This is a genomic window from Sphingobium xenophagum, from assembly GCF_002288285.1.
Lineage (GTDB): Bacteria > Pseudomonadota > Alphaproteobacteria > Sphingomonadales > Sphingomonadaceae > Sphingobium > Sphingobium xenophagum.
The window spans coordinates 1,724,045-1,744,489 of sequence record NZ_CP022745.1 but is presented as its reverse complement, the minus strand read 5'-3'; the positions used below and the strand labels follow the sequence as shown (position 1 = coordinate 1,744,489).

General features: G+C 64.1%; 26 protein-coding genes and 1 pseudogene. 13 read left to right on the top strand and 14 right to left on the bottom strand.

Translation table 11 applies throughout. The features are described from left to right. Positions 1–267 precede the first annotated feature (267 nt). Both lgt and CJD35_RS08480 read left to right on the top strand, forming a co-directional pair. On the top strand, positions 268–1,134 hold the full coding sequence (lgt, locus tag CJD35_RS08485; protein WP_017184018.1) for a prolipoprotein diacylglyceryl transferase: 867 nt from the start codon (positions 268–270) through the stop codon (positions 1,132–1,134). After that, positions 1,124–2,182, top strand: a complete 1,059-nt coding sequence (locus CJD35_RS08480) for a class I SAM-dependent methyltransferase (protein ID WP_017184017.1) — start codon at positions 1,124–1,126, stop codon at positions 2,180–2,182. The genes lgt and CJD35_RS08480 overlap by 11 nt, the downstream gene beginning before the upstream one ends. 13 nt (positions 2,183–2,195) lie before the next feature. Here the strand turns inward: CJD35_RS08480 and gmk are convergent, their stop codons facing one another. Next, positions 2,196–2,861: a guanylate kinase gene (gmk, locus tag CJD35_RS08475; RefSeq protein ID WP_017184016.1), complete on the bottom strand. Its 666-nt coding sequence runs from the start codon at positions 2,859–2,861 to the stop codon at positions 2,196–2,198. 66 nt (positions 2,862–2,927) lie between these two features. On the opposite strand from gmk, the gene CJD35_RS08470 reads away from it, so the two are divergent. Continuing rightward, positions 2,928–3,482: a DUF2585 domain-containing protein gene (locus CJD35_RS08470; RefSeq protein WP_026002553.1), complete on the top strand. Its 555-nt coding sequence runs from the start codon at positions 2,928–2,930 to the stop codon at positions 3,480–3,482. Here the strand turns inward: CJD35_RS08470 and CJD35_RS08465 are convergent. The 6 genes from CJD35_RS08465 to CJD35_RS08435 all read right to left on the bottom strand — a co-directional run bounded on the left by CJD35_RS08465 (position 3,479) and on the right by CJD35_RS08435 (position 8,190). Beyond that, positions 3,479–3,823, bottom strand: coding sequence for a hypothetical protein (locus tag CJD35_RS08465; RefSeq protein ID WP_017184014.1), 345 nt, complete (start codon positions 3,821–3,823; stop codon positions 3,479–3,481). The genes CJD35_RS08470 and CJD35_RS08465 overlap by 4 nt on opposite strands. A 49-nt stretch (positions 3,824–3,872) precedes the next feature. Continuing rightward, on the bottom strand, positions 3,873–5,258 hold the full coding sequence (fumC, locus tag CJD35_RS08460; protein ID WP_017184013.1) for a class II fumarate hydratase: 1,386 nt from the start codon (positions 5,256–5,258) through the stop codon (positions 3,873–3,875). 284 nt (positions 5,259–5,542) lie between these two features. Next, positions 5,543–5,980 (bottom strand): hypothetical protein, encoded by a 438-nt coding sequence (locus CJD35_RS08455; protein ID WP_026002552.1) that lies wholly within the window; start codon positions 5,978–5,980, stop codon positions 5,543–5,545. A 761-nt stretch (positions 5,981–6,741) separates the two neighbouring features. Then, complete coding sequence (locus CJD35_RS08445; RefSeq protein ID WP_037514946.1) at positions 6,742–7,065, bottom strand: hypothetical protein; 324 nt, start codon at positions 7,063–7,065, stop codon at positions 6,742–6,744. Positions 7,066–7,217: 152 nt separating this feature from the next. Continuing rightward, positions 7,218–7,409, bottom strand: coding sequence for a hypothetical protein (locus CJD35_RS08440; protein WP_017184010.1), 192 nt, complete (start codon positions 7,407–7,409; stop codon positions 7,218–7,220). A gap of 304 nt (positions 7,410–7,713) precedes the next feature. Beyond that, positions 7,714–8,190: an SspB family protein gene (locus tag CJD35_RS08435; RefSeq protein WP_017184007.1), complete on the bottom strand. Its 477-nt coding sequence runs from the start codon at positions 8,188–8,190 to the stop codon at positions 7,714–7,716. A gap of 110 nt (positions 8,191–8,300) precedes the next feature. On the opposite strand from CJD35_RS08435, the gene hisB reads away from it, so the two are divergent. The 7 genes from hisB to CJD35_RS08400 all read left to right on the top strand — a co-directional run bounded on the left by hisB (position 8,301) and on the right by CJD35_RS08400 (position 12,548). Continuing rightward, positions 8,301–8,888 carry an imidazoleglycerol-phosphate dehydratase HisB gene (gene hisB / locus CJD35_RS08430; RefSeq protein ID WP_026002551.1) on the top strand — a complete coding sequence of 196 codons (588 nt, stop codon included), beginning with the start codon at positions 8,301–8,303 and terminating at the stop codon, positions 8,886–8,888. Then, positions 8,885–9,502: an imidazole glycerol phosphate synthase subunit HisH gene (gene hisH / locus CJD35_RS08425; RefSeq protein ID WP_017184005.1), complete on the top strand. Its 618-nt coding sequence runs from the start codon at positions 8,885–8,887 to the stop codon at positions 9,500–9,502. The genes hisB and hisH overlap by 4 nt, the downstream gene beginning before the upstream one ends. Before the next feature lie 105 nt (positions 9,503–9,607). Beyond that, positions 9,608–10,345 (top strand): 1-(5-phosphoribosyl)-5-[(5-phosphoribosylamino)methylideneamino]imidazole-4-carboxamide isomerase, encoded by a 738-nt coding sequence (hisA, locus tag CJD35_RS08420; protein ID WP_017184004.1) that lies wholly within the window; start codon positions 9,608–9,610, stop codon positions 10,343–10,345. Positions 10,346–10,349: 4 nt separating this feature from the next. Next, entirely contained in the window at positions 10,350–11,114 is a 765-nt protein-coding gene (gene hisF / locus CJD35_RS08415) for an imidazole glycerol phosphate synthase subunit HisF (RefSeq protein ID WP_017184003.1), read from the top strand. A 167-nt stretch (positions 11,115–11,281) separates the two neighbouring features. Next, on the top strand, positions 11,282–11,545 hold the full coding sequence (locus tag CJD35_RS08410) for a PEP-CTERM sorting domain-containing protein (protein ID WP_017184002.1): 264 nt from the start codon (positions 11,282–11,284) through the stop codon (positions 11,543–11,545). Between the two features lie 44 nt (positions 11,546–11,589). Beyond that, the gene (locus CJD35_RS08405; protein ID WP_017184001.1) at positions 11,590–11,910 is read left to right on the top strand and encodes a phosphoribosyl-ATP diphosphatase; all 321 of its coding nucleotides are present in this window, start codon (positions 11,590–11,592) and stop codon (positions 11,908–11,910) included. 71 nt (positions 11,911–11,981) lie between these two features. Next, positions 11,982–12,548: a hypothetical protein gene (locus CJD35_RS08400; RefSeq protein ID WP_017184000.1), complete on the top strand. Its 567-nt coding sequence runs from the start codon at positions 11,982–11,984 to the stop codon at positions 12,546–12,548. Positions 12,549–12,581: 33 nt separating this feature from the next. Here CJD35_RS08400 and CJD35_RS08395 read toward each other — a convergent pair whose 3' ends face one another. Beyond that, positions 12,582–13,481 carry a histone deacetylase family protein gene (locus CJD35_RS08395; RefSeq protein WP_017183999.1) on the bottom strand — a complete coding sequence of 300 codons (900 nt, stop codon included), beginning with the start codon at positions 13,479–13,481 and terminating at the stop codon, positions 12,582–12,584. Positions 13,482–13,552: 71 nt separating this feature from the next. Between CJD35_RS08395 and CJD35_RS08390 the strand changes: the two are divergent. The 3 genes and pseudogenes from CJD35_RS08390 (at position 13,553) to CJD35_RS08380 (ending at position 16,057) form a co-directional block, all read left to right on the top strand. Continuing rightward, positions 13,553–15,015: pseudogene (locus CJD35_RS08390) on the top strand (L,D-transpeptidase family protein). A 6-nt stretch (positions 15,016–15,021) separates the two neighbouring features. After that, complete coding sequence (locus CJD35_RS08385) at positions 15,022–15,330, top strand: hypothetical protein (protein ID WP_017183997.1); 309 nt, start codon at positions 15,022–15,024, stop codon at positions 15,328–15,330. A gap of 52 nt (positions 15,331–15,382) precedes the next feature. Then, complete coding sequence (locus CJD35_RS08380) at positions 15,383–16,057, top strand: murein L,D-transpeptidase catalytic domain family protein (RefSeq protein WP_017183996.1); 675 nt, start codon at positions 15,383–15,385, stop codon at positions 16,055–16,057. A gap of 101 nt (positions 16,058–16,158) precedes the next feature. Here CJD35_RS08380 and CJD35_RS08375 read toward each other — a convergent pair whose 3' ends face one another. From CJD35_RS08375 to crcB, 6 genes are all read right to left on the bottom strand, one after another. Beyond that, a complete protein-coding gene (locus CJD35_RS08375) occupies positions 16,159–16,932 on the bottom strand; it encodes a hypothetical protein (RefSeq protein ID WP_017183995.1) in 774 nt (257 codons plus the stop codon). A gap of 101 nt (positions 16,933–17,033) precedes the next feature. Then, positions 17,034–17,729, bottom strand: coding sequence for an ATP12 family chaperone protein (locus tag CJD35_RS08370; protein WP_017183994.1), 696 nt, complete (start codon positions 17,727–17,729; stop codon positions 17,034–17,036). Then, positions 17,726–17,980 (bottom strand): hypothetical protein, encoded by a 255-nt coding sequence (locus tag CJD35_RS08365; RefSeq protein ID WP_017183993.1) that lies wholly within the window; start codon positions 17,978–17,980, stop codon positions 17,726–17,728. The genes CJD35_RS08370 and CJD35_RS08365 overlap by 4 nt, the downstream gene beginning before the upstream one ends. Beyond that, on the bottom strand, positions 17,977–18,636 hold the full coding sequence (locus CJD35_RS08360; RefSeq protein ID WP_017183992.1) for an HAD-IA family hydrolase: 660 nt from the start codon (positions 18,634–18,636) through the stop codon (positions 17,977–17,979). The genes CJD35_RS08365 and CJD35_RS08360 overlap by 4 nt, the downstream gene beginning before the upstream one ends. 11 nt (positions 18,637–18,647) lie before the next feature. Further along, entirely contained in the window at positions 18,648–20,015 is a 1,368-nt protein-coding gene (locus CJD35_RS08355; RefSeq protein WP_017183991.1) for an RluA family pseudouridine synthase, read from the bottom strand. After that, positions 20,012–20,398, bottom strand: a complete 387-nt coding sequence (gene crcB / locus CJD35_RS08350; RefSeq protein ID WP_017183990.1) for a fluoride efflux transporter CrcB — start codon at positions 20,396–20,398, stop codon at positions 20,012–20,014. The genes CJD35_RS08355 and crcB overlap by 4 nt, the downstream gene beginning before the upstream one ends. Between the last annotated feature and the right edge of the window lie 47 nt (positions 20,399–20,445).

Below are 20,445 nucleotides of genomic sequence, written 5' to 3'. Positions count from 1 at the left end.
CATATCGCCAGCCCCAATGCGGAGCCAGAACTTGGGAACCATGCTTAAGCAGATACGCGACAATGCGCAAGGCGCGCGCCCTGCCCTCCATGAAATGCGGAACGGATCAAGGATGAGGCCCGCCTATCTGGCGAAAAGAGCAACGCCCCCCATACTGTCCGGCCTGTCGGGGATTTTTGGATTTCCGTGATTTGAGTGCCATCAGATGATTCCATCTGACTGAAAATCCTTCTATGGCCACAATCCTATTGCCAAGAGGAAGCCGAATTGATCCTGGACATTGCCGCTGCCGCTTCGGGCGCGATCCGCTTTGACGATCTGGGCGTCGGCCCGGTTGCGCTCGACCTCGGCTTCTTCACGCTCAAATGGTACAGTCTCGCCTATCTGGCGGGGATCTTGATCGGCTACTGGTATTTGCTCAAGCTGATCGCCCAGCCCGGATCGCCCATGGGTCGCCGCCATGCCGACGACATGATCTTCTATGCAACATTGGGGATCATCATCGGCGGACGACTAGCCTATGTGATCTTCTACCAGCCGGAAATCCTTGCGCATCCGCTCGACATCTTCAAGCTGTGGAATGGCGGCATGTCCTTCCATGGCGGCGCGGCGGGCGTGTCGCTCGGTATTCTCTACATGGCGCGCAAGGAGAAGCTCAGCTGGCTGCGCATCCATGATTATGTCGCCTGCTGCGTCCCCTTCGGCCTGTTCTTCGGGCGCCTCGCCAATTTCGTGAATGGTGAATTGTGGGGCAAGGAAACCGATGTTCCCTGGGGCATCATCTTCCCGACCGGCGGCCCCTATCCCCGCCATCCCAGCCAGTTGTACGAAGCCGCGCTGGAAGGGCTTGTCCTGTTCGCCATCCTGGCCTTCGCCTTCTGGCGCACGCGCGCGCGCTATCAGCCGGGGAAACTGGTGGGCATTTTCCTGCTGGGCTATGGCATTTTCCGGTTCGGCGTCGAATATGTGCGGGAAGCGGACGCGCAGTTGATGGAATTTGCCGCGCGTACCGGCCTGCATATGGGTCAGTGGCTCTGCCTGCCCATGATCTTGGGCGGGCTCTACCTGATCGTCACGTCGAAGGGGCGTCGCGCGCGGGTGGAGCCCATCGCCGGAAACGCGAGTGTCAGCTGAGCCGCTGACCCTGGCTGAACGGCTTTCACGCCAGATTGCCGCGGGCGGGCCGATCTCCGTCGCGCATTTCATGGCGGAGGCGAACCAGCATTATTACGCCACCCGCGACCCGTTGGGCGCGGATGGCGACTTCACCACCGCGCCGGAAATCAGCCAGATGTTCGGCGAACTGGTGGGGCTGTGCCTGGCGGACGTGTGGATGCGGTCGGGGCGCAAGCCTGGGCCGCTTTATGCCGAGCTGGGGCCGGGACGCGGCACATTGGCCGCCGACGCACTGCGCGCGATGGAGAGCGCCGCCCTCGCGCCGCGCGTTCATTTCGTCGAGACCAGCCCCACCTTGCGCGAACGGCAGCGCGCACTGCTGCCCCATGTCACCCATCATGACAGTATCGAAAGCCTGCCTGACGACGGGCCACTGCTGGTCATCGCCAACGAATTTTTCGATGCGCTGCCGGTGCGCCAGTGCATTCGCGTGGGCGAGGAATGGCGCGAGCGGGTCGTCATCCGGCGCGAAGAAGAAGGGCGCTTTGTCGCCGTTCCTGGCTATCGCCGCATCGAATCCGGCCTGCCACCAATCGCGGCGCAGGCGCAGGACGGGGCGATCATCGAAACGCCGATCGTGGGCGCGGGGATCGCCTATGCACTGGCGCAGCGGATCGCCAAGCAGGGCGGTGCGGCGATCATCATCGACTATGGCTATGCCGGGCCGTTGCTGGGCGATACGCTGCAAGCGGTGAAGGCGCATGAATTTGCCGATCCCTTCGCCGATCCTGGCGAGGTCGACCTGACCACCCATGTCGACTTCACCATCATCGGCAATATGGCGCGGCAGGCGGGATTGCGGGTGTCAGGCCCGGTCGATCAGGGGCCGTATCTGCGCGATCTAGGGATTGACGCCCGCGCCGAGCAACTGGCCCGCACACATCCTGCGCGCGCCGCTGAAATAGAGGTCGCGCGCGCCCGGCTGACCAGTGCCGATGCGATGGGCAGCCTGTTCAAGGCGATGGCCTGGGTCCATCCCGACTGGGCCGACCCGGCAGGCTTTTGACGGCGGATCGTCCTCAATCGTCCTGGTGATAGCGGCCCAGCTTGCGGATAAAGCCAATCAGGCCGGTCTGGCGGCTGCGCTTCATCCGTTCGGCATGGAGGATGGTCTGCACGCGGCTGAAGCAATCATCTGCATCGACATTGCACAGCACATAATCATAGCCGTCCCAATGCGCGATTTCGCCCGCCGCGCGGGCCATGCGACCGTCAATGACTTCGTTGCTATCCGTCGCGCGGCCGCGCAGGCGACGCTCCAGTTCCTCCATCGAGGGTGGCAGGATGAATACCCGCACCACGTCGCCCCCGGCGATCTGATGCAATTGCTGCGCGCCCTGCCAGTCAATGTCGAACAGCACGTCCTGCCCGCTTTTGAGCATGGCCTCCACCGGCGCGCGGGGGGTGCCGTAACGCTGGCCAAATACATGGGCCCATTCCAGAAATTCCTGATCCGCGGTCATCCGGCGGAATTCCGGCAGGTCGACGAAATGATAATCCTTGCCGTCGACTTCGCCCGGCCGCATCGGTCGAGTGGTTGCCGACACCGACATGGACATATCCGGTTCGGCGGCGAGCAGCTTGCGCGCAATGGTGGACTTTCCCGCGCCAGAAGGCGAGGAGAGGACAAAGAGGACGCCGCGCCGCTTGAAGTCGGGCGTTTCGATCAGGATGCTGTCGGCCATGGCCGCTAGTGCCGCTTGATGCGGGCTTTTGCAAGAGGGGGAAATGGCAGGATGCGCAACAGGCGGATGGTCCATCGCAGGGGGTTGATCGCAGCGGGGTTGATCGCCCTGCTAAGCTGCGCCCTGCTGCTGATGATGGACAGGCCGCCGATCTGCACCTGTGGCCGGATCGAATTGTGGCACGGGGCGCTGGATAGTGGCAACAGCCAGCATATCGCCGACTGGTATAGCCTGAGCCATGTCATTCACGGTCTGCTATTCTATCCCGCCACCCTCTGGCTGTTGCGCAAGCGCCCGATGGGGGTGCGGTTGGCGCTGGCCGTGGCGGTGGAGTCGGCCTGGGAGATATTGGAGAATTCGCCGGTCATCATCGACCGCTACCGCACGGCGACCATTGCGCTTGGCTATAGTGGCGATTCGGTCCTCAATTCGATGAGCGACATTGGCATGATGACGCTGGGCTTCCTGTTCGCTTCGCGCGCGCCGGTCTGGCTGTCGGTCGCGGTGGCGGTCGGGTTCGAATTGCTGGCGCTCGCGGTGATCCGCGACAATCTGACGCTCAACATATTGATGCTGACCTTTCCGCTGGACGCCGTCCGGACGTGGCAGGCCGCGCTTTAGGGCTTGGCCACCTTGCGCGCGGCATTGATCGGCACCGGTTCCTTGCTGAGGTCCGGCAGGGCCTTGATCGCGCGCTTGCGATCAACCTCTCGCTTGGCCTCATAAAGCTTGCCCGCCATATAAGCGCCGGTGACGACCAGCGCGCCGACCGGATAGCGCGTGATGATCCGCTTGGCCCCCATCCCGGCGAGCAGGCCGAACACGCCCTTCTTGCCGGTATCGGCCGCGACGCGCGTGGCCACGACGGTCGCGCCGACGCGCGCTGCCTTGCGCAGCAGGCCGGTCTTTTTGGGAGCGGTGACGGAGACGCGCGGGGCTTTGGGGGCGAGAGGCTTTTTCATACTGGGTCAATGTATCGGACGGCGCGCGGTTCCGCCATGCCGATGTCGATCATGTCATATTTTCCGGCCGCACCAGCGCGTCGAAGGTCGCCGCGTCCACCAGCCCCAGTTCAAGCCCCGCGGCTTTGAGCGTCTGGCCGGTCCTGTGCGCGTGCTTGGCGATGGCGGCGGCATTGTCATAGCCGATCGCGGGGGCGAGCGCGGTGACCAGCATCAGCGAGCGATCGACCAGTTCGGCGATGCGCGTCTCGTTCGCCTCCAGCCCCTCGACACAGCGTTCCGCAAAACTTTCCATCCCGACGGCCAGCAAATGGATCGAGCGCAGCACTGCCGCGCCGATCATCGGTTTGAACACGTTGAGTTCCAGATGGCCCTGCATCCCGCCCACGGTCACGGCCTGATGATTGCCGATGACCTGCGCCGCCACCATGGTCAGCATCTCGGACTGGGTCGGATTGACCTTGCCCGGCATGATCGAACTGCCCGGTTCGTTGGCGGGCAGATCCAGTTCGCCCAGGCCAGAGCGCGGACCGGAGCCGAGCAGGCGGATGTCGTTGGCGATCTTGGTCAGCGCGACGGCCAGCGTGGCGAGTGTCGAGGACAGGTGAACCAGCGGATCGTTGGACGCCAGCGCCTCGAACTTGTTGTCGGCGGTGCGGAACGGCAGGCCGGTGATGGTGGCGATTTCCGCCGCGACCGCGACATCGAACCCTTCGGGCGCATTGAGGCCGGTGCCGACCGCCGTGCCGCCCTGCGCCAGCGCCATCATGCCGTGCATGGCGGCGGGTTCGATCCGCTTGCGACTGCGATAGACCTGATGCGCGTAACCGGAAAATTCCTGCCCCAGCGTCAGCGGGGTCGCGTCCTGCAAATGGGTGCGACCGATCTTGACGATATGATCCCATGCCTTCGCTTTCGCGTCGAGCGCGGCATGGAGCCGGTCTAGCGCGGGAAACAAGGCTTTGGTGACGGCCAGAGCCGCCGCGATATGAAGCGCTGTAGGGAAGCTGTCGTTGGAGGATTGGCCGAGATTGACATGGTCATTCGGGTGGACCGGATGCTTGCCGCCGCGCGTGCCGGTGAGCGCTTCATTGGCGATGCCGGCAATCACTTCATTGACGTTCATGTTGGACTGGGTGCCGCTGCCGGTCTGCCAGATGACGAGGGGGAACTGATCGTCATGCTGGCCAGCCGCCACGGCGGCGGCGGCGGCTTCGATGGCGTCTGCCTGGGTGGCGACCAGCCCATGATGGCGGTTCACCCGCGCCGCAGCCTGCTTCACGATGGCCAGCGCATGGACGATGCCAATCGGCATCTGCTCCATCGAGCCGAACGGGAAATTTTCGATGCTCCGCTGCGTCTGCGCACCCCAATAGGCGTCCGCTGGCACCTCTATGGCGCCGATACTATCACTTTCGGTGCGGGTCGCGGGCATTTGGGGGCGCCTTTCAGTTAAGAGTCATTCGCAAATCTGATGCTGATTTAAGGTGAGGGGAAGGAAATCCAAGGGGTTGTCAGTAGAGCGGTGACCGGGGCGGGTTGGTTGGAGGGGATGGCGTGTGAAACTTCGCTAAGTTCGCCCATGTCGCATATGGAGAGTTAGCGCCGGGGGGCGATGTAGGACAGCGGGAATTGCACAGTGGCGACGGGGGGTGCGCCTGTGTTCATACGTCGCGTGACTAGCGGGATGATGGTTGGCTGAGTTGGGTGGTCGACGGACTATTTGCTCTTGTCGATAGAAGCCCGATATCTTGCCATGTCGTTCGCTGCTTCAATCGCGAGCCTATTCGGCGTTTTGTTCACGAAAAGCCAACCAATCGGCACAAGCTCATTGTTCTCCTCACGCAAGTAAATCATCAATCGTGAACTGCTTTTCGGGGGCTGTTCAGGTGGACACATCATCGGCGCCGTGGGCCACGAGAGCCTAACTGATTTAAGCTGTGTGCTCCCCAGCCAAACCTTATCGACCCTGATCGTGGTGGCGTTGAAAGACCTGTTGCCTTCGCTTTCGATCCGCCCCGCTCTTCCTTCGATTATCAGATCGGAAGGCGTCTTGCTGGGGTCATGTGGAGGGCGACGGACGGCACAGGCAAATGCAGATACCGGAGCCATCAGGCTGAGCATGATTGGTAGCACGATAATGCGCATCTTTGTCATTGCGTGAAGCTACATCGTAGGTGGTAACGTCTGCAATGGTCGTTCGGCGACAGTCCGCCTTGCAAAGTCGTTAACCATTCTCATCAACCACTTTCTCACAAGTGGTTCCGGTTGTAACACTGAAAATACTCGCAAATCTGCGATTCTAGGGAGGGCCGTCATGGGTGGATTTACGACGGTCAGCTTCTGGGTAGATGACCACCGATAGCCAACATTGCCCGGATAAAAATTATTCGGCAGCAATCGCTCCAGTAGCGGACATTCCTCCTCATCCATATACTCGGGGCAGTGCCATTGATCGCGGTTGTTCGGGGGGGCGGAATGAGTGATGAGTGCAGCGCGGTTCCGAGGCGATTTCGCATCGCGCGACGTTGGCAATGGGCCGCAGCAGCCGCCTTTGTCCTCTTCGTTCTCGCCTCCTTTGTCGGTTGGCCCCTAGGTTATCTGTGGCCGTCCGCAATCGGATTTGTCGCGTTTCTTCCGAGCGTTTGGTTGTTCAGCATCAAATGCTACACCTGCCGCTGGCCAGCGTTCACGAACTATGAAGCGGAAGAGGCGCTCAGGCAGGACCAGCGGTTTTGGACGCGTTTTTGGGGCAAGGAACATGGCGGCGTGAGACTGCCGCTTCCGAACAAATGCACTAAGTGCGGTGCCTCCTTCGTTTGATGCGCGACCCGCTACAGATCGACCGCTTTCCACCATTTATTTTGCCGTTCCGGTGCTGATGGCGGCTCACGCCCCACTTGTTGCCGTGCCCGCAACTAGAGAAGCAGCCACTTAACTACGCCTGCGCCAGCAAGAAGGACCAGAGCGCACCCCCACCACGGAACGGGGATGCCGTCGTCGTATTCTCCAAGATCAACATATCGACGCACTTCGCGTCGCTGCCTCGCTCCGTAGGCGTCGTCGCGGAAGCGAATGTCGGCATCATCAAGGTAGCGATGCACCGCCTCTGGCGTGGCGTCGATTGGCAGTTCCCGTTGTAGCTGGCTCGCTAGCCGTTCCACTTCGAGCCAATCGGTAGGCTGTCGTTCCTCAACGGCCAAGATCGCCGCTAAGCGGCCGCGTAGTTCGTCGAATTCCACGGCCACAAACTACTACAGAGGGCTGTCGGTGCAATGACCGCTTTCCACTAGATTTGGTTATTCAGCGTTCGACTTGCCATCTCAATGAGCGGCGGGTTTCGGTGATACGAATGGCAATGATCGAGTGACCATTTTTGGTCGAAAGCATCACATCACTTATCGGCGTGATATCTTTGTCGGAAGCTCTCAAGCCAGTGTATGCGGCTTTCAAATTGTTTTTTCTGCTGAGTGCTGGGGGCAATGCCCAAGCGCGTTTTGCACCTTGCGATTTCGTTGTCGAGTTCGACCAAACTCAATTTGGCCAACCCCTCTTCATGATCGATGACACCGCTGCGCTTGCCCATATCGGCAGGATAACCGACCCGTTGAATGTCAGCAACCGGGCCAGCGCCATTGTGATCTCAATGGCAATAAGTGGTCGATGGGCGACAGGCAGCTATTCCCGCCCACGATCGTGTCGCGTGCCCTAAAGATGACCGGCGGCTATCCCCTCCTGCTCGTCGGTAAGGCGACATTCCGAAATCGGCCAATATCAGCCAAACCACTCAAAAAGCGGGACCCCGGATCAAGTCCGGGGTGACGAGGTTGGGAGTGCGACTTGGTCGCGCACGATCGCTCGGTCAGGCGCGGTCTAGCCGCCGCTTGCGCCTATTTCTTCTTGCCGAAGTCCACGGTCACGACGTTGGAGCCATCTTCCGCCACGACCTGCGGGCCGTCATTTTCGGCTTCGTCATGGGGTTCGGGCAGGGCGTCGCCTGCGACCTGGAACTGAAGGGCGAAGTTGACGGCGGGGTCGACGAACGCCGTGATTGCCGCGAAGGGGATGACGAGGTGGGCGGCGACCTGGTTGAAGGTCAGGCTGACTTCGAAATGATGGTCGCTGACCTTCAGGTCCCAATATTTATTCTGGAGAACGATGGTCATTTCGTCCGGGAAGCGCTCGATCAGTCGCTTGGGGATGTCGACGCCGGGGGCCTGGGTCTTGAAGGTGATGTAGAAATGGTGGCTGCCGGGCAGGCCGCCGCTGGCCTGCACCTCTCCCAGCACGCGGCCGACGACGGCGCGCAGGGCTTCCTGCACGATTTCGTCATAGGGAATCAGGCTATCGGGCAGGTCATCGCTCATGGGCCAATGTCCTAACGACGCGAAACAGGGGGTCAACCCCCCTGCCGGTTTGGATGGCCCGCATCGCACGACCAGATTGCAAGATGGGCGGCACGCGCTATAGGGCCAGCATGCGCACGGCCGAGATTCACCGCAACACGGCGGAAACCCAGATCGACGTAACCGTCAACCTCGACGGCACGGGTCTTTATACGGTGTCCACGGGCATCGGCTTTCTCGACCATATGATCGAGCAATTGTCGCGCCATTCGCTGATCGACATGAGCGTCAAGACCGTGGGCGACCTGCATGTCGACCAGCATCACACGACCGAGGACAGCGCAATCGCCATTGGCGAGGCGGTGGCCAAGGCGCTGGGCGACAAGCGCGGGATTTCGCGCTATGGCTCCGTCTATTCGCCGATGGACGAGACGCTGACGCGGGTGGCGCTCGACATTTCGGGGCGGCCATGGCTGGTGTGCAAGCTGCCCTTCACCGTGCAGAAGATCGGCGAGTGGGACGCGGAGATGGTGGAGCATTTCTTCCACAGCTTCGCGCAGGCCGCCGGCATCACGCTGCACATCGAATGTCTGTATGGCAGCAACAATCACCATATCGTCGAGAGCGCCTTCAAGGGGCTGGCCCGCGCGCTGCGGCAGGCGGTGGAGATCGACCCGCGCAAGGCGGACGCGATCCCGTCGACCAAGGGGATGTTGTGAGCGGGGTCGCCCTGATCGACTATGGCGCGGGCAATCTGCATTCGGTCTATAATGCCCTGCGCAAGGCGGGGGCGGGCGATGTCGTCATTACCGCCGATGCCGATGTGGTGGCGCGGGCCGACCGGATCGTGTTGCCGGGCGTAGGCGCGTTCCGGGCGTGCCGCGATGCGCTGGTGGCGATCCCCGGCATGGTCGAGGCGATGGGCGAGGCCGTGCATCGGCGCGGCGTGCCGTTTCTGGGCGTGTGCGTGGGCATGCAGTTGCTGGCCGACGCGGGCGAGGAATTCGGGCGGCATGAGGGGCTGGGCTGGATCGGCGGCACGGTGCGGCTGATGCAGCCGGGCGATGCCAGCATCAAGGTGCCGCATATGGGGTGGAACGATGTCGTGCTGAACGGCGCGCCGCCCCTGATCGAAGCGGGCGAGGCCTATTTCCTGCACAGCTATCATTTCGAGGCGACCGATCCGGCGCATGTCGCGGCCGTGACCGACCATGGCGGCCCGCTGGTCGCGGCGGTCGCGCGCGACACGATTATCGGTTGCCAGTTTCACCCGGAAAAGAGCCAGACCTATGGCCTTTCCTTCCTGTCGCGCTTTCTGGAGTGGAAGCCGTGATGATGCCGATCCGTGTTCCCGCGAAGGCGGGAACCCAGTTGAAACGTCGGAGCTGGGTTCCCGCCTTCGCGGGAACACGCTGCCCCAATATTGTCTGGTGAGCCCATGTCTCTGATCGTCTTTCCCGCCATTGATCTGAAAAACGGGCAGGTCGTGCGCCTGGCCGAGGGCGATATGGATCGTGCGACCGTTTATGGCGACGATCCGGCGGCGCAGGCGGCGCTGTTTGCGCAGGCGGGGGCGCAGCATCTGCATGTTGTCGATCTGGACGGGAGCTTTGCGGGCCATGCGGTGAACGCCGCGGCGGTCGAGCGGATTGTCGAGACCTTTCCGGGGCATGTCCAGCTGGGCGGCGGCATCCGCAACCGGGAGGCGGTGGAGCGCTGGTTCGACCTTGGCGTATCGCGCATCGTCATCGGCACGGCGGCGCTGAAAGATCCGGCTTTCGTCAAGCTGGCGGCGCGCGATTTTCCCGGCGGGATCGTCGTGGCGGTCGATGCGCGCGACGGGTTCGTCGCGACCGATGGCTGGGCGGAAAAATCGGACATGCCGGTGATCGACCTGGCCCGGCGGTTCGAGGATGCGGGCGTTGCCAGCCTGCTCTTTACCGATGTGGGCCGCGACGGGATGCTGAAAGGCTGCAATGTCGAGGCGACGGTCGATCTGGCGCGGGCGACCGACATTCCGGTGATCGCGAGCGGCGGCGTGGCGGGGATCGCCGACATCAGGATATTGAGCCTGCACGCCGACGACGGCATCGAGGGCGTGATTACCGGGCGGGCGCTGTATGACGGGCGGCTGGACCTGAAAACGGCGCTGGCCGTGGCGCAGGCGGCAGCGTGATCCGATGACCGTCCGCACCCGCGTCATCCCCTGCCTGGACGTCGCCAACGGGCGCGTGGTCAAGGGCGTGAACTTCGTCGATCTGCGCGACGCGGGCGATCCGGTGGAGCAGGCGAAGCTGTATGATGCGGCGGGCGCGGACGAACTGTGCTTTCTGGACATTACCGCCACGCATGAGGCGCGCGGCACTATCCTCGACGTGGTGCGGCGCACGGCCGAAGTCTGTTTCATGCCCGTCACCGTGGGCGGCGGGGTACGCACGCCCGACGATGCGCGTGCGCTGCTGCTGGCAGGCGCGGACAAGGTGGCGGTGAACAGCGCGGCGGTGGCGCGGCCCGAACTGGTGGCGGATATTGCCGATCGCTTCGGCAGCCAGTGTATCGTGGGATCTGTGGACGCGCGCAAAGTCGGTGAAGGGCGTTGGGAAATCTTCACCCATGGCGGGCGCAAGCCGACCGGGATCGACGCGCTGGAGCATGCGCTGCGACTGGCGCAGCTGGGCGCTGGCGAATTGCTGGTGACGTCGATGGACGGCGACGGGACGAAGGCGGGCTATGACCTGGCGCTGACGCGGACCATTGCCGACGCGGTATCGATCCCCGTCATCGCCAGCGGCGGCGTGGGGACGCTGGAGCATCTGGTCGAGGGCGTGACCATGGGTCATGCCAGCGCGGTGCTGGCAGCATCGATATTCCATTTCGGGCAGCACAGCATCGCCGAAGCCCATCGCGCGCTGGCGGCGGCGGGCGTGCCGGTGCGGGCGGCCTGACCCCGCAAAAGCGTCGATTTACTTTACAGTAACCATATTTCCGGAAGCGTCGTTAACCCTGAAAAATGGCGGAAATCTGCCAGATGGCACCATCCGGCATGAAGGCTGCATTAACCCTGACGGGTCGCGTTCGACCATATCGGTTCAACGGAAACAGGGTGACATTCATGAAACTCAACAAGATGCTTTTGGCGGCCGGGGCCGCTGGCCTGATCGGTGCGGCGACGCCGGCGCAGGCGACATGGTGCTGGTTCGGCAAGTGCGGCGGCGGCACCAGCAGCGGTGGCACGACCAGCAGCGGCGGCACGACGTCCAGCTCAGGCGGCAGCACCCCGACTCCGGTGCCTGAACCGGAACAGATGGGCCTGTTTGCGATGGGTGTGGCCATTGTCGGCTTCCGCCTGCTGCGCAGCGGCCGCAAGCGGAAATAATTTTCCCATTGACGGGTGGCGCGCGCGGCGCTTGATGCGCAGCCATGCGCGCCACCCTCTTTACGCTTGAACAGACGATCCGCCAGCGGCGGTCGGCTGACCCGTCCACATCCTATGTCGCCAAGCTGACGGCGCGGGGACGCGGCAAGATTGCGCAGAAGGTCGGCGAGGAAGCGGTCGAGGCGGTGATCGCCGCGATGGCGGGAAACCGTGACGAACTGGTCGGCGAAAGCGCGGACCTGTTGTTCCACCTGCTGCTGCTGCTGGCCGATTGCGACATTTCGCTGGATGCCGTGTGCGACGAGCTGGAGCGGCGCGAGGGCGTGTCGGGCATCGCCGAAAAGGCATCGCGCCCTACCGATTGACAATTACCGGATAGATTTTGCCTCCGCTGCGTTCTGGCCTAGCCTTATGGGCGGGACAGGGAGTGGAGAGCATGATGATACGGACGGTAATCGGCGGCCTGCTGGGCGGCTTTGCAATGTTTATCACAGGCTTCCTGTTCTGGGGCACGCCATTGAGCGCGCTGGCGATGAGCCGCGCGGAGGGACAGGCGAGCGCCAATTTGCAGGCGGCGCTGGCGCAGGCGCTCAACACGACTGGCACCGGCGTCTATACGGTCCCCGATCCGGCGACGGCGGAGGGCACGATCCTGTACGGCAAGGGGCCGATAGCGCAGATTTTCTACAACAGCAGCGGCTTTCCGGTGACGGACAGCGCCAGCCTGATCGGCGGGTTGATCCTGTCGCTGGTGGTGGGCGTGCTGATTGCGCTGGCGCTGCGGTTCGTGACGACCGGCTTTGCCGAGCGGGTCCGGGTAGCCCTGATCTTCGCGCTGGCCGGGGTCTTGTGGATGCATGTCGGGCAATCCGTGTTCAACCATGCGCCCTGGGGCTATATTCTCTATCTGGCGTTCAGTGACTTTGTGGCGCTGGCCGTGGCCGGGCTGATCGCAGCGAAGATCATGGACCGGGCGCAACCCACGGTCGGGACGGTGCATTAAGCCGCGATGCCGTCACTCTGACCCGTTGGAGCTTCAAACCATAGCTTCCTGCGCCATGCGGATCATGCAGGCGGCGTGGCGATGGGCGACGGCCATGCGGTCCTCTCCATAGCCGCCGCCCATGGTGCTGGCGACCGGGATGGCGCGGGCGCGGGCCTGGCGCATGACATAGCGGTCGCGCGCATCCAGCCCCGCGTCGGTCAGGGCCAGCCGCCCCAGCCGGTCGTCGCCATGGGGATCAACCCCGGCCTGATAGAGAATGAGGTCGGGCGCGAAATCATCCAGCACGCGCGGCAGCGTGTCATGGAGGATGGCAAGATAGGCGGCATCCTCCACCCCGTCGGGCAGGCCGATGTCCAGCGTAGAGCGCGCCTTGCGCACCGGGAAATTTTTTTCAGCATGGATCGACAGGGTGAAAATATCCGCCCGCCCCGCCAGCAGCGAAGCCGTGCCGTCGCCCTGATGCACGTCGAGGTCGAGGATGAGGATACGATCCGCCTCCCCTTCCGCGATCAGGCGGTTGGCGGCGATGGCAAGATCATTGAACACGCAATAACCCGCCCCGCTATCGGCCAGCGCGTGGTGGCTGCCCCCTGCGGCATTAGCGGCAAAGCCGTGGATGCGCGCCAGCCGCGCCGCCGCCCAGGTGCCGCCGGGCGACAGGGTGGAGCGGAGCATGACCCGCTGGGTCACAGGAAAGCCGATCCGCCGTTCCTTGGCCTGCGGGACGGTGAGGGTCAGCACTTCTTCCACATAGGCGGGATCATGCACCGCCTCTATCCAGGCGCGCGGCATCGCATCGGGCGTGTGGAGCGTCATGGCGGGCGCAACTTCGCGCAACGCCTCCATCACCAGCCCATATTTGTCGAAACGAAAGCGGCTGCCGGGTGTTGCGGGAGAGACATAGGCAGGATGGTGAACGACGTGCAGCATGATCTTTTCCGCTATCGTGATTTGAACGGTGGCCGCTTTGCGCTATCTGGTCCAGCATGAACCGTCCCGATATGATCCGTTTTTCGACGCTGGCCCTGCTTGGTGCCAGTGTCCTTAGTGCCAGCACCCTGCCCGCTTACGCCCAGACGCCGGTAACACAACCCCCGGCCATGGCGCCGACACTGCCCCCGCGATGGTGCAGCCATTGCCGCCCGCGCCATTGCCTGCCCCCATTCCCCCTCTTTCGGCCACGCAGGAAGCATGGGCGAATGACTGGTTGCGCAGCGGAGCCGAACAAGGGCTGACCGCGCGGCGCAAGGCGACCGCCACGCTGACCGGCGACGCGCTGGTCAGCGCGCTGCTGGACCGGGCGAAGGCGCTGTCCACCGGACGGGTCGATGCCGCCGATTTTCTGGAGATTTGGGCGCTGCGCCCAGAACCCTATGACCCGCGCCCCGGATTGGCGAAGGCCGTGGCCGAGGACCGGCTGGCACAATGGGCGAATGCGCTGACGCCGCCCTATGCGGGCTATGAAGGGTTGCGCAAGGGGCTGGCGACCTATGAGGCGATCCGCGACAAGGGCGGCTGGCCGGTGCTGACCGCGACATCCGCGCCCATGGTGGTGCGCGCGCGCATCGCGCTGGAGGACAGGAGCGTCACGCCGACCGAAAATCTGACCGACGTGCTGCAACGCGCGCAGCGGCGCTATGGCCTCAACCCCACAGGGTTGCTCGACACGCGGACGCTGGCGGCGCTCAATGTCAGCGTGGACGACCGGATCGCCGCGATCATGGCCAATATGGAGCGGTGGCGCTGGATGCCGCGCCGCCTGCCGGTCAACCGGGTGCAGGTGAACATCGCCGCCGCCGTGCTGACCGTGTTCGAGGGCGACCAGCCGGTCACGTCGATGCGCGCCGTCACCGGCAGCCCGCAAAATGCAACGCCGATGCTGTCGTCGAACATCCATTCGATCGTGGTCAATCCGCCCTGGAACGTGCCGATGTCGATCGCCAGGCGGGAATTGTTCCCCAAGGGACGCGCGACGCTGGCCAAGCAGGGCTACAAGATCGTCAAGACACCCGAAGGCGGCGAACGGATCGTCCAGCCCGCAGGCCCGAACAGCGCGCTGGGGCGGTTGAAGTTCGATTTCGCCAACCCGTTTGCCGTCTATCTGCACGACACGCCGGCGCGCGGGAAATTTTCAAGCTATGACCGGCTGGCCAGCCATGGCTGCGTCCGGCTGGAAAAGCCGGTGTCGCTGGCCGAACTGATGGTGGCGAGCGACCCGGACCTGAACGGCCAGATCCAGACGCTGATCGATAGCGGCAAGACGCAGCGCGTATCCCTGCCGCAGGAGGTGGCGGTCTATCTGCTCTACTGGACCGCCTTTGCCAGCAGCAACGGCACGATGAGCTTCCGCGCCGACCCCTATGGCTGGGACAAGTTGCTGGCCGAAAAGATCGAGGCGTCGAGCAGCCGGGCCGACCCGACCGCCGCGCCCGCACCCACCCCAACCATCGCATCGAAGGACTGATCACCCATGCGCAAAATTGCCCTGTTCGCCCTTGCCGGTGCCCTGGCCCTGTCCGCCTGCGGCAAGAAAGAAGAAGAACCGGCAGCGACCAATAATCTAGTCGAGCCGCCGGTCGAAAATGTCATCATCGAGGAACCCGATGCGGTTCTGCCGCCGCCGTCGAACAATGCGGTCGCGACTCCCGCGCCGCCGCCGTCGGTTTCCGAACAGCAGCAGATTCAGGATGATGCCGACGCCAGCGGCATGACCGCGCGCCTGCCACAGGAAGGCGAAGAGAGCCAGCCTGCGGACGAAGCGAGCCATTCCGCGCCATAAGGCGCATCGCCCCGCTCTTGGAGCGGGGCGGCGACTTTGCTATATTCGCGCCATGGATCGCCGCAATTTCACGAAGTTCGCCATGAGCGGACTCGCTTTTTCGTTTCTATCCGACAGCATCGGCCGGGCCGCCGTGCCGGTAACAGCGCCCCTGCCCGCCGCCGCGCCATCGCCTGCCAAGCCCATCGTGCAGCCGATCGCCCCCAAACCCTATGCGTCGCTGCTGGAAAAGGCCAAGGCCGCGCTAGACCGGCATGGCGACGCCTTCACCCTGCGCGACCGCGTGGCGATCGCCGATTTTGCGGCCCCGTCGAAGGAATTGCGCTTCCATGTCGTCGACCTGATCGGCGGGCAGAGCAGCAGCTATCTGGTAGCGCATGGCCGCGGATCGGACCCGGCGCATAGCGGCTGGCTGCACAGTTTTTCCAACGAACCCAATTCGCTGGCCAGCAGTTCGGGCGCTTATGTGACCGGCGAGCAATATGTCGGCCAGCATGGCCGGGCGATGCGGCTGATCGGGCTGGACCCGCAGAACAACAATGCCGAACCGCGCGCCATCGTCGTCCATGGCGCGGATTATGTGGGCGAGGATCATATCGCCGCCTGGGGCAAATGCGGGCGGAGCGAAGGCTGTTTCGCGGTCGCGCCGCATATGCTGCCGCAACTGCTGGGGCTGCTGGGCAGCGGGCGGCTGCTCTACGCGGACAAGATCGGGGTCGAGGCGTAAGGGCACGCCCGTTCCCGCTCCGCATGCCTGCGGATCAACTTGTAAGGGTCGTGCGCCCTGAGCCTTCCCAAGGGCAGGCTCAGGGCAAACGTTGTGGCTTGTCAGCCCGCCTTGGCAGCGCCGGTCAGCGCTTCGGCCGCAGGCTTGTTGGTCGCATCAACCGTGCCATTGGCCAGCATCGTCTTGCTGAGCGTCACCGCTTCGGTCTTGAGCGCGGGGTCGCTGCTGGTCTGGCTGGAGCCGATAAGGGCCGAAAGAAGAATATTCTTTGTCACCTTGTCGTTCGCATTTTCGGACGCGGACTTGCGGGCGAGGGTCAGTGCTTCGGCGTAGAGCGGCGCGGACCCGACCTTGTCCTGGGCAGCGAGCTTCTGGTTGCCCATCTGGATCAAGATGCCCGCCAGGATATTGCGGCTGGCCGCGTCAGCAGGCTTGGCCTCCACGACCTTGCGCCAATAGGGCAATGATTCGCCGTAAAGGGCGATCACCTTGTCCATCTGGCCCAGCGCGCCATAGGCAGCGGCATCAGCATAGAGGGCGTTGGCGAGGAAATTGACATTCTCGATCTTGGACGGGTCAACCTCTACCGCGGTCCGGATGGCGGGCAGCGCCGCATCATATTTTGCAACGGCTCCGGCATTGTCGCCAGCCTGCTGGGCGGCCTGCCCGGCCGTGAAGGCCGTAACCGCGCTGTTGAAGGCGGTGATCTGTTCCGGCGTCATTTCCGCAGCAGCCGGGGTCGCGGATTGCGTGGCAGCTTCCGTGTCAGGGGTAGCAGCGGCGGGGGCGGCGGGGGCGTCCTGCGCCATTGCGGGGGTAGCCAGCGCCAGCGGCGCGGACAGGCTCATCAAAGCGATCAGGGCGGACTTTGCCAATGTTAGGGTCTCCTTGGTCGTTATTCCATAATGTCGAACGGGCGATTGCTACGCCTTTCAACATGAATAATGAACGAAGGAGCAGGCTGGTTCCCAGCCTTTCAGGGACGGCTCATCCCGCAAAAGGCTCCGGCCACGGCAAAATCGGCCGCGCGCCGTGCATTACGCGCGGCGGCCTGCGCATCTTCGCCCCATTGTTCGACCTGCCAGGCTTCGTCGATTTCCGCCGCCTGCCAGATGGCGTCAAGATCATGGCCGCCATCGACAATGGCGAGGCCGCAGATCAGCGAGCCGCTGAGATTGACGAGCGTGGACAGGCCCGCGAGCAGGAATGGATCGAAGGCTTCGACCACTGCGCCAAGACGGGTGAGGGTCAGTGCCGGCTGCGCGACTGGCAAGACACCCTGCGTGACGACGAAGGCCACGTCATAGCGGGCGCGCGCCCAGTCGAGCAGCGGATCCCACGCCGCCGCCTGCCGCTGCACCAGCGTTTGCGGCGCTTCGGCACGATAGCAAAGCAGGTCGCTTTCGCCATAGCGGGCGATCCCGGCGGCAAAGCTCTTATGGTTGGCGACGACATGGTCGATCGCAGCATTGGCGAGGCCGGTAAAGGGCATCGTCGCGGGATCGACACTCTCCCCCTGCGCGCGCCATTCGGCAGCCACCGCCTCAGCCAGGGCAGGCGTAGGCAGCGCCAGCAGCGCACGGGCGGGGGTGCGGACCGGGCGGGCGTCGAGCTGGACGGCAAAACCCTGATCGGACGCGATCACGGCGACGTCCTTGTAAAAGCGCTTCATGGCTTTGTACGCTTGAACAGGGCCAGCATCAGGCGGGGCACGATGACGAACTGGAACAGGCCGACGATGACCATGATCGCGCCGAACGCCTTGGCCTTGTCCCCCTGCACCCAGGTGAAGCGCTGCATGATGGCGAGGAAGCCGAACATGACGATCAACGCACCCGACAGGCGGAACAGGCCGATGGCGAAATGCCGCTGGCGGGCGATCTTTTCGGGATCAACGGGGGGTGGAGGCGGAAAGTCGGTCATGGCGCGCCGATATGGCGGCGCAATTCGCCGCTGTCCATGGCCACTGCCTGCGCGCCTGCCGCGATCAGTTCGTCAGGGGCATGATAGCCCCAGGCGACGCCGATGCTGCGCACGCCTGCCGCCAGCCCCATGTCGATGTCGAAACTGGTGTCGCCGATCATGACGGTCGTGTCCGGGGACGCGCCGGCTTCGGCCATGGCGGTCAGCAGCATGGAGGGGTGCGGCTTGGACGGGTGGCGATCGGCGGTCTGGAGCGTCACGAAGCGGTCGATCAGGCCATGATGGGTCAGGCAGAGCGCCAGGCCCCGATCCGACTTGCCCGTGGCGACGCCCAGCAGCCAGCCTGCGCGATCCAGATCATGCACCAGATCGGCCATGCCGGGATAGAGCGGTTCGGACACCGCATTTTCGCGCCGCAGCGCCTGAAAGGCCAGTTTGTAGCGTTCCGCGAGATGAGCGTGAAAATCCGCCTCCGCATCCGGCAGCAGCCGGGCCATGGCATGGGGCAGCGAAAGGCCGACCGCGGAGAGGATGGCCAGCCGGTCGGGCGCGACCAGACCGGCTTCCTCGAACGCGCGGGCCATGGCGGCGCAGATGCTGTGCTGGCCATCGACCAGCGTGCCGTCGCAATCGAACACGACTAACGGGTTGGCCATAGACGCTGCCCCTATCCGCCCCCGCCCCGCGAGCGCCGTTCGCCCTTGCGATCCTTGCGTATCTGCTTGGCATGCTGGCGCGCGAATTTCTTTTCATCCTCGCGCGTGGGGCTGCGGTCGATCTCGTCATCCAGCGGCATGTCGCCCAGGCTGATGTCGAAGCCGAGATCGGCAAGGCTGGAGGCGAAATGGGCAGGCAGGTCCGCCATCACGTCGACGCGGCCACCATCGGGATGATCGACACGGATGCGGCGGGCATGAAGGTGCATCTTGCGGCTGATCGTGCCGGTCAGGAAACTGTCCTTGCCGCCATATTTGCCGTCGCCGACGATGGGATGGCCGATCGCGGCGAGATGGACGCGCAACTGGTGGGTGCGGCCGGTATAGGGTTGCAGTTCGACCCAGGCGGCGCGATTGCCCGCGCGTTCGATGACGCGATAGCGGGTGCGGGCGGGCAAGCCTTCCGCTTCGTCGACATGCATTTTTTCGCCGCCGGTGCCCGGTTGCTTGGCCAGCGGCAGTTCGATCATGCCGTCCGCGATGGACGGCACGCCGATGACCAGCGCCCAATAGACCTTGCGCGCGGTGCGGCTGGAAAACGCCTTGGCGAAATGGGCGGCGGCGCGGCTGGAGCGGGCGAGCAGCAGCGCGCCCGACGTGTCCTTGTCCAGCCGGTGGACCAGCTTTGGCCGCGATTCGGCGTTGAAGATCAGGCCGTCGAGCAAGCGGTCGACATGCTCGTCCGTCTTGGTCCCGCCCTGCGTGGCGAGTCCGGGCGGCTTGTTGATGACGATAGCCTGCGCATCGCGATGGATGACCATTTCCTGCGCATAGGCGATTTCGTCAGGGGTCAGGTCTATGACCGGGACACGCCGGGCGGGGCGTTCGGACGGGGCGGCCTTCGCTTCGGCGGGCGGGACGCGGATCATCTGCCCTTCGGCGATGCGATCCCCCGGTGCGGCGCGCGCGCCGTCGACCCGCAACTGGCCGGTGCGCGACCAGCGCGACACGATGTTGAAGCCGACATCGGGCAAGTGGCGCTGGAACCAGCGGTCGAGGCGGATGCCGTCATCGTCCGCATGAACCCGATATTGGCGCACGTCGAGCGAGACGCCCTTCGCGGCCGAAGGCTTGGGCGCAGCGGCCTGAACCACTGGCGCAGCCTTGGCAGCGGCGGGTTTGGCGGCGGGCTTTTTCGGGCCGGACTTGAAGGGTGGTTTCGACGCGGGCTTGCCACCCTCCCCCTTGCGCGCGGTGGCCGCCTTTGCGCCGCCACGGGCGCGACCGGGTGCGCCGGACGGCTTGCCGAAGGATTTGCCGGGGGTTGCGGGTTTGCGACCGCGCGGCGCGTCGCCCTTGCCGGGAGGACGGCCCTTCATGCGACGATGCTCCGCATCAGCGACAGGCCCAGCGCCAGCGCGACGATCGCCCCGATCACCGATGCCAACGCATAGGTCAGCGCGACAAGAAGCTGGCCACGCTCGATCATCAACAAGGTTTCCAGGCTGAAGGCGGAGAAGGTAGTAAAACCGCCCAGCAGGCCGACGCCCAGCAACAGCCGGATCGGTTCACCCGGCATCGTGCTGCCACGCGCCAGCCAGCCTGCAAGCAGGCCCATGGCGAAACCGCCGAGCAGATTGGCGGCGAACGTGCCCCATGGCCAGGCGGCGCCGGGCACCATGGCGCCCAGGACGCGGCCCAGCTGGTAGCGCAGCGCAGCGCCCACCGCGCCCCCGCCCATAACAAGGAAAATATTGGTCATGCCGCTGCCCCTACAGGCAAATGGCGATCAGGGGAATGGGGCGGCCC

Excerpts from the sequence above, each read along its gene's own strand:
- CJD35_RS08360 (WP_017183992.1), bottom strand. The coding sequence starts at position 18,636 with ATGGCCAACCCGTTAGTCGTGTTCGATTGCGACGGCACGCTGGTCGAT.
- CJD35_RS08455 (WP_026002552.1), bottom strand. The coding sequence starts at position 5,980 with ATGACAAAGATGCGCATTATCGTGCTACCAATCATGCTCAGCCTGATG.
- hisB (WP_026002551.1), top strand. The coding sequence starts at position 8,301 with ATGCGCACGGCCGAGATTCACCGCAACACGGCGGAAACCCAGATCGAC.
- CJD35_RS08405 (WP_017184001.1), top strand. The coding sequence starts at position 11,590 with ATGCGCGCCACCCTCTTTACGCTTGAACAGACGATCCGCCAGCGGCGG.
- CJD35_RS08435 (WP_017184007.1), bottom strand. The coding sequence starts at position 8,190 with ATGAGCGATGACCTGCCCGATAGCCTGATTCCCTATGACGAAATCGTG.
- CJD35_RS08370 (WP_017183994.1), bottom strand. The coding sequence starts at position 17,729 with ATGAAGCGCTTTTACAAGGACGTCGCCGTGATCGCGTCCGATCAGGGT.
- CJD35_RS08400 (WP_017184000.1), top strand. The coding sequence starts at position 11,982 with ATGATGATACGGACGGTAATCGGCGGCCTGCTGGGCGGCTTTGCAATG.
- hisA (WP_017184004.1), top strand. The coding sequence starts at position 9,608 with ATGTCTCTGATCGTCTTTCCCGCCATTGATCTGAAAAACGGGCAGGTC.
- CJD35_RS08365 (WP_017183993.1), bottom strand. The coding sequence starts at position 17,980 with ATGACCGACTTTCCGCCTCCACCCCCCGTTGATCCCGAAAAGATCGCC.
- fumC (WP_017184013.1), bottom strand. The coding sequence starts at position 5,258 with ATGCCCGCGACCCGCACCGAAAGTGATAGTATCGGCGCCATAGAGGTG.
- gmk (WP_017184016.1), bottom strand. The coding sequence starts at position 2,861 with ATGGCCGACAGCATCCTGATCGAAACGCCCGACTTCAAGCGGCGCGGC.
- CJD35_RS08355 (WP_017183991.1), bottom strand. The coding sequence starts at position 20,015 with ATGAAGGGCCGTCCTCCCGGCAAGGGCGACGCGCCGCGCGGTCGCAAA.
- CJD35_RS08385 (WP_017183997.1), top strand. The coding sequence starts at position 15,022 with ATGCGCAAAATTGCCCTGTTCGCCCTTGCCGGTGCCCTGGCCCTGTCC.
- CJD35_RS08440 (WP_017184010.1), bottom strand. The coding sequence starts at position 7,409 with ATGGGCAAGCGCAGCGGTGTCATCGATCATGAAGAGGGGTTGGCCAAA.
- crcB (WP_017183990.1), bottom strand. The coding sequence starts at position 20,398 with ATGACCAATATTTTCCTTGTTATGGGCGGGGGCGCGGTGGGCGCTGCG.
- CJD35_RS08410 (WP_017184002.1), top strand. The coding sequence starts at position 11,282 with ATGAAACTCAACAAGATGCTTTTGGCGGCCGGGGCCGCTGGCCTGATC.
- CJD35_RS08380 (WP_017183996.1), top strand. The coding sequence starts at position 15,383 with ATGGATCGCCGCAATTTCACGAAGTTCGCCATGAGCGGACTCGCTTTT.
- hisF (WP_017184003.1), top strand. The coding sequence starts at position 10,350 with ATGACCGTCCGCACCCGCGTCATCCCCTGCCTGGACGTCGCCAACGGG.
- CJD35_RS08465 (WP_017184014.1), bottom strand. The coding sequence starts at position 3,823 with ATGAAAAAGCCTCTCGCCCCCAAAGCCCCGCGCGTCTCCGTCACCGCT.
- CJD35_RS08470 (WP_026002553.1), top strand. The coding sequence starts at position 2,928 with ATGGTCCATCGCAGGGGGTTGATCGCAGCGGGGTTGATCGCCCTGCTA.
- CJD35_RS08395 (WP_017183999.1), bottom strand. The coding sequence starts at position 13,481 with ATGCTGCACGTCGTTCACCATCCTGCCTATGTCTCTCCCGCAACACCC.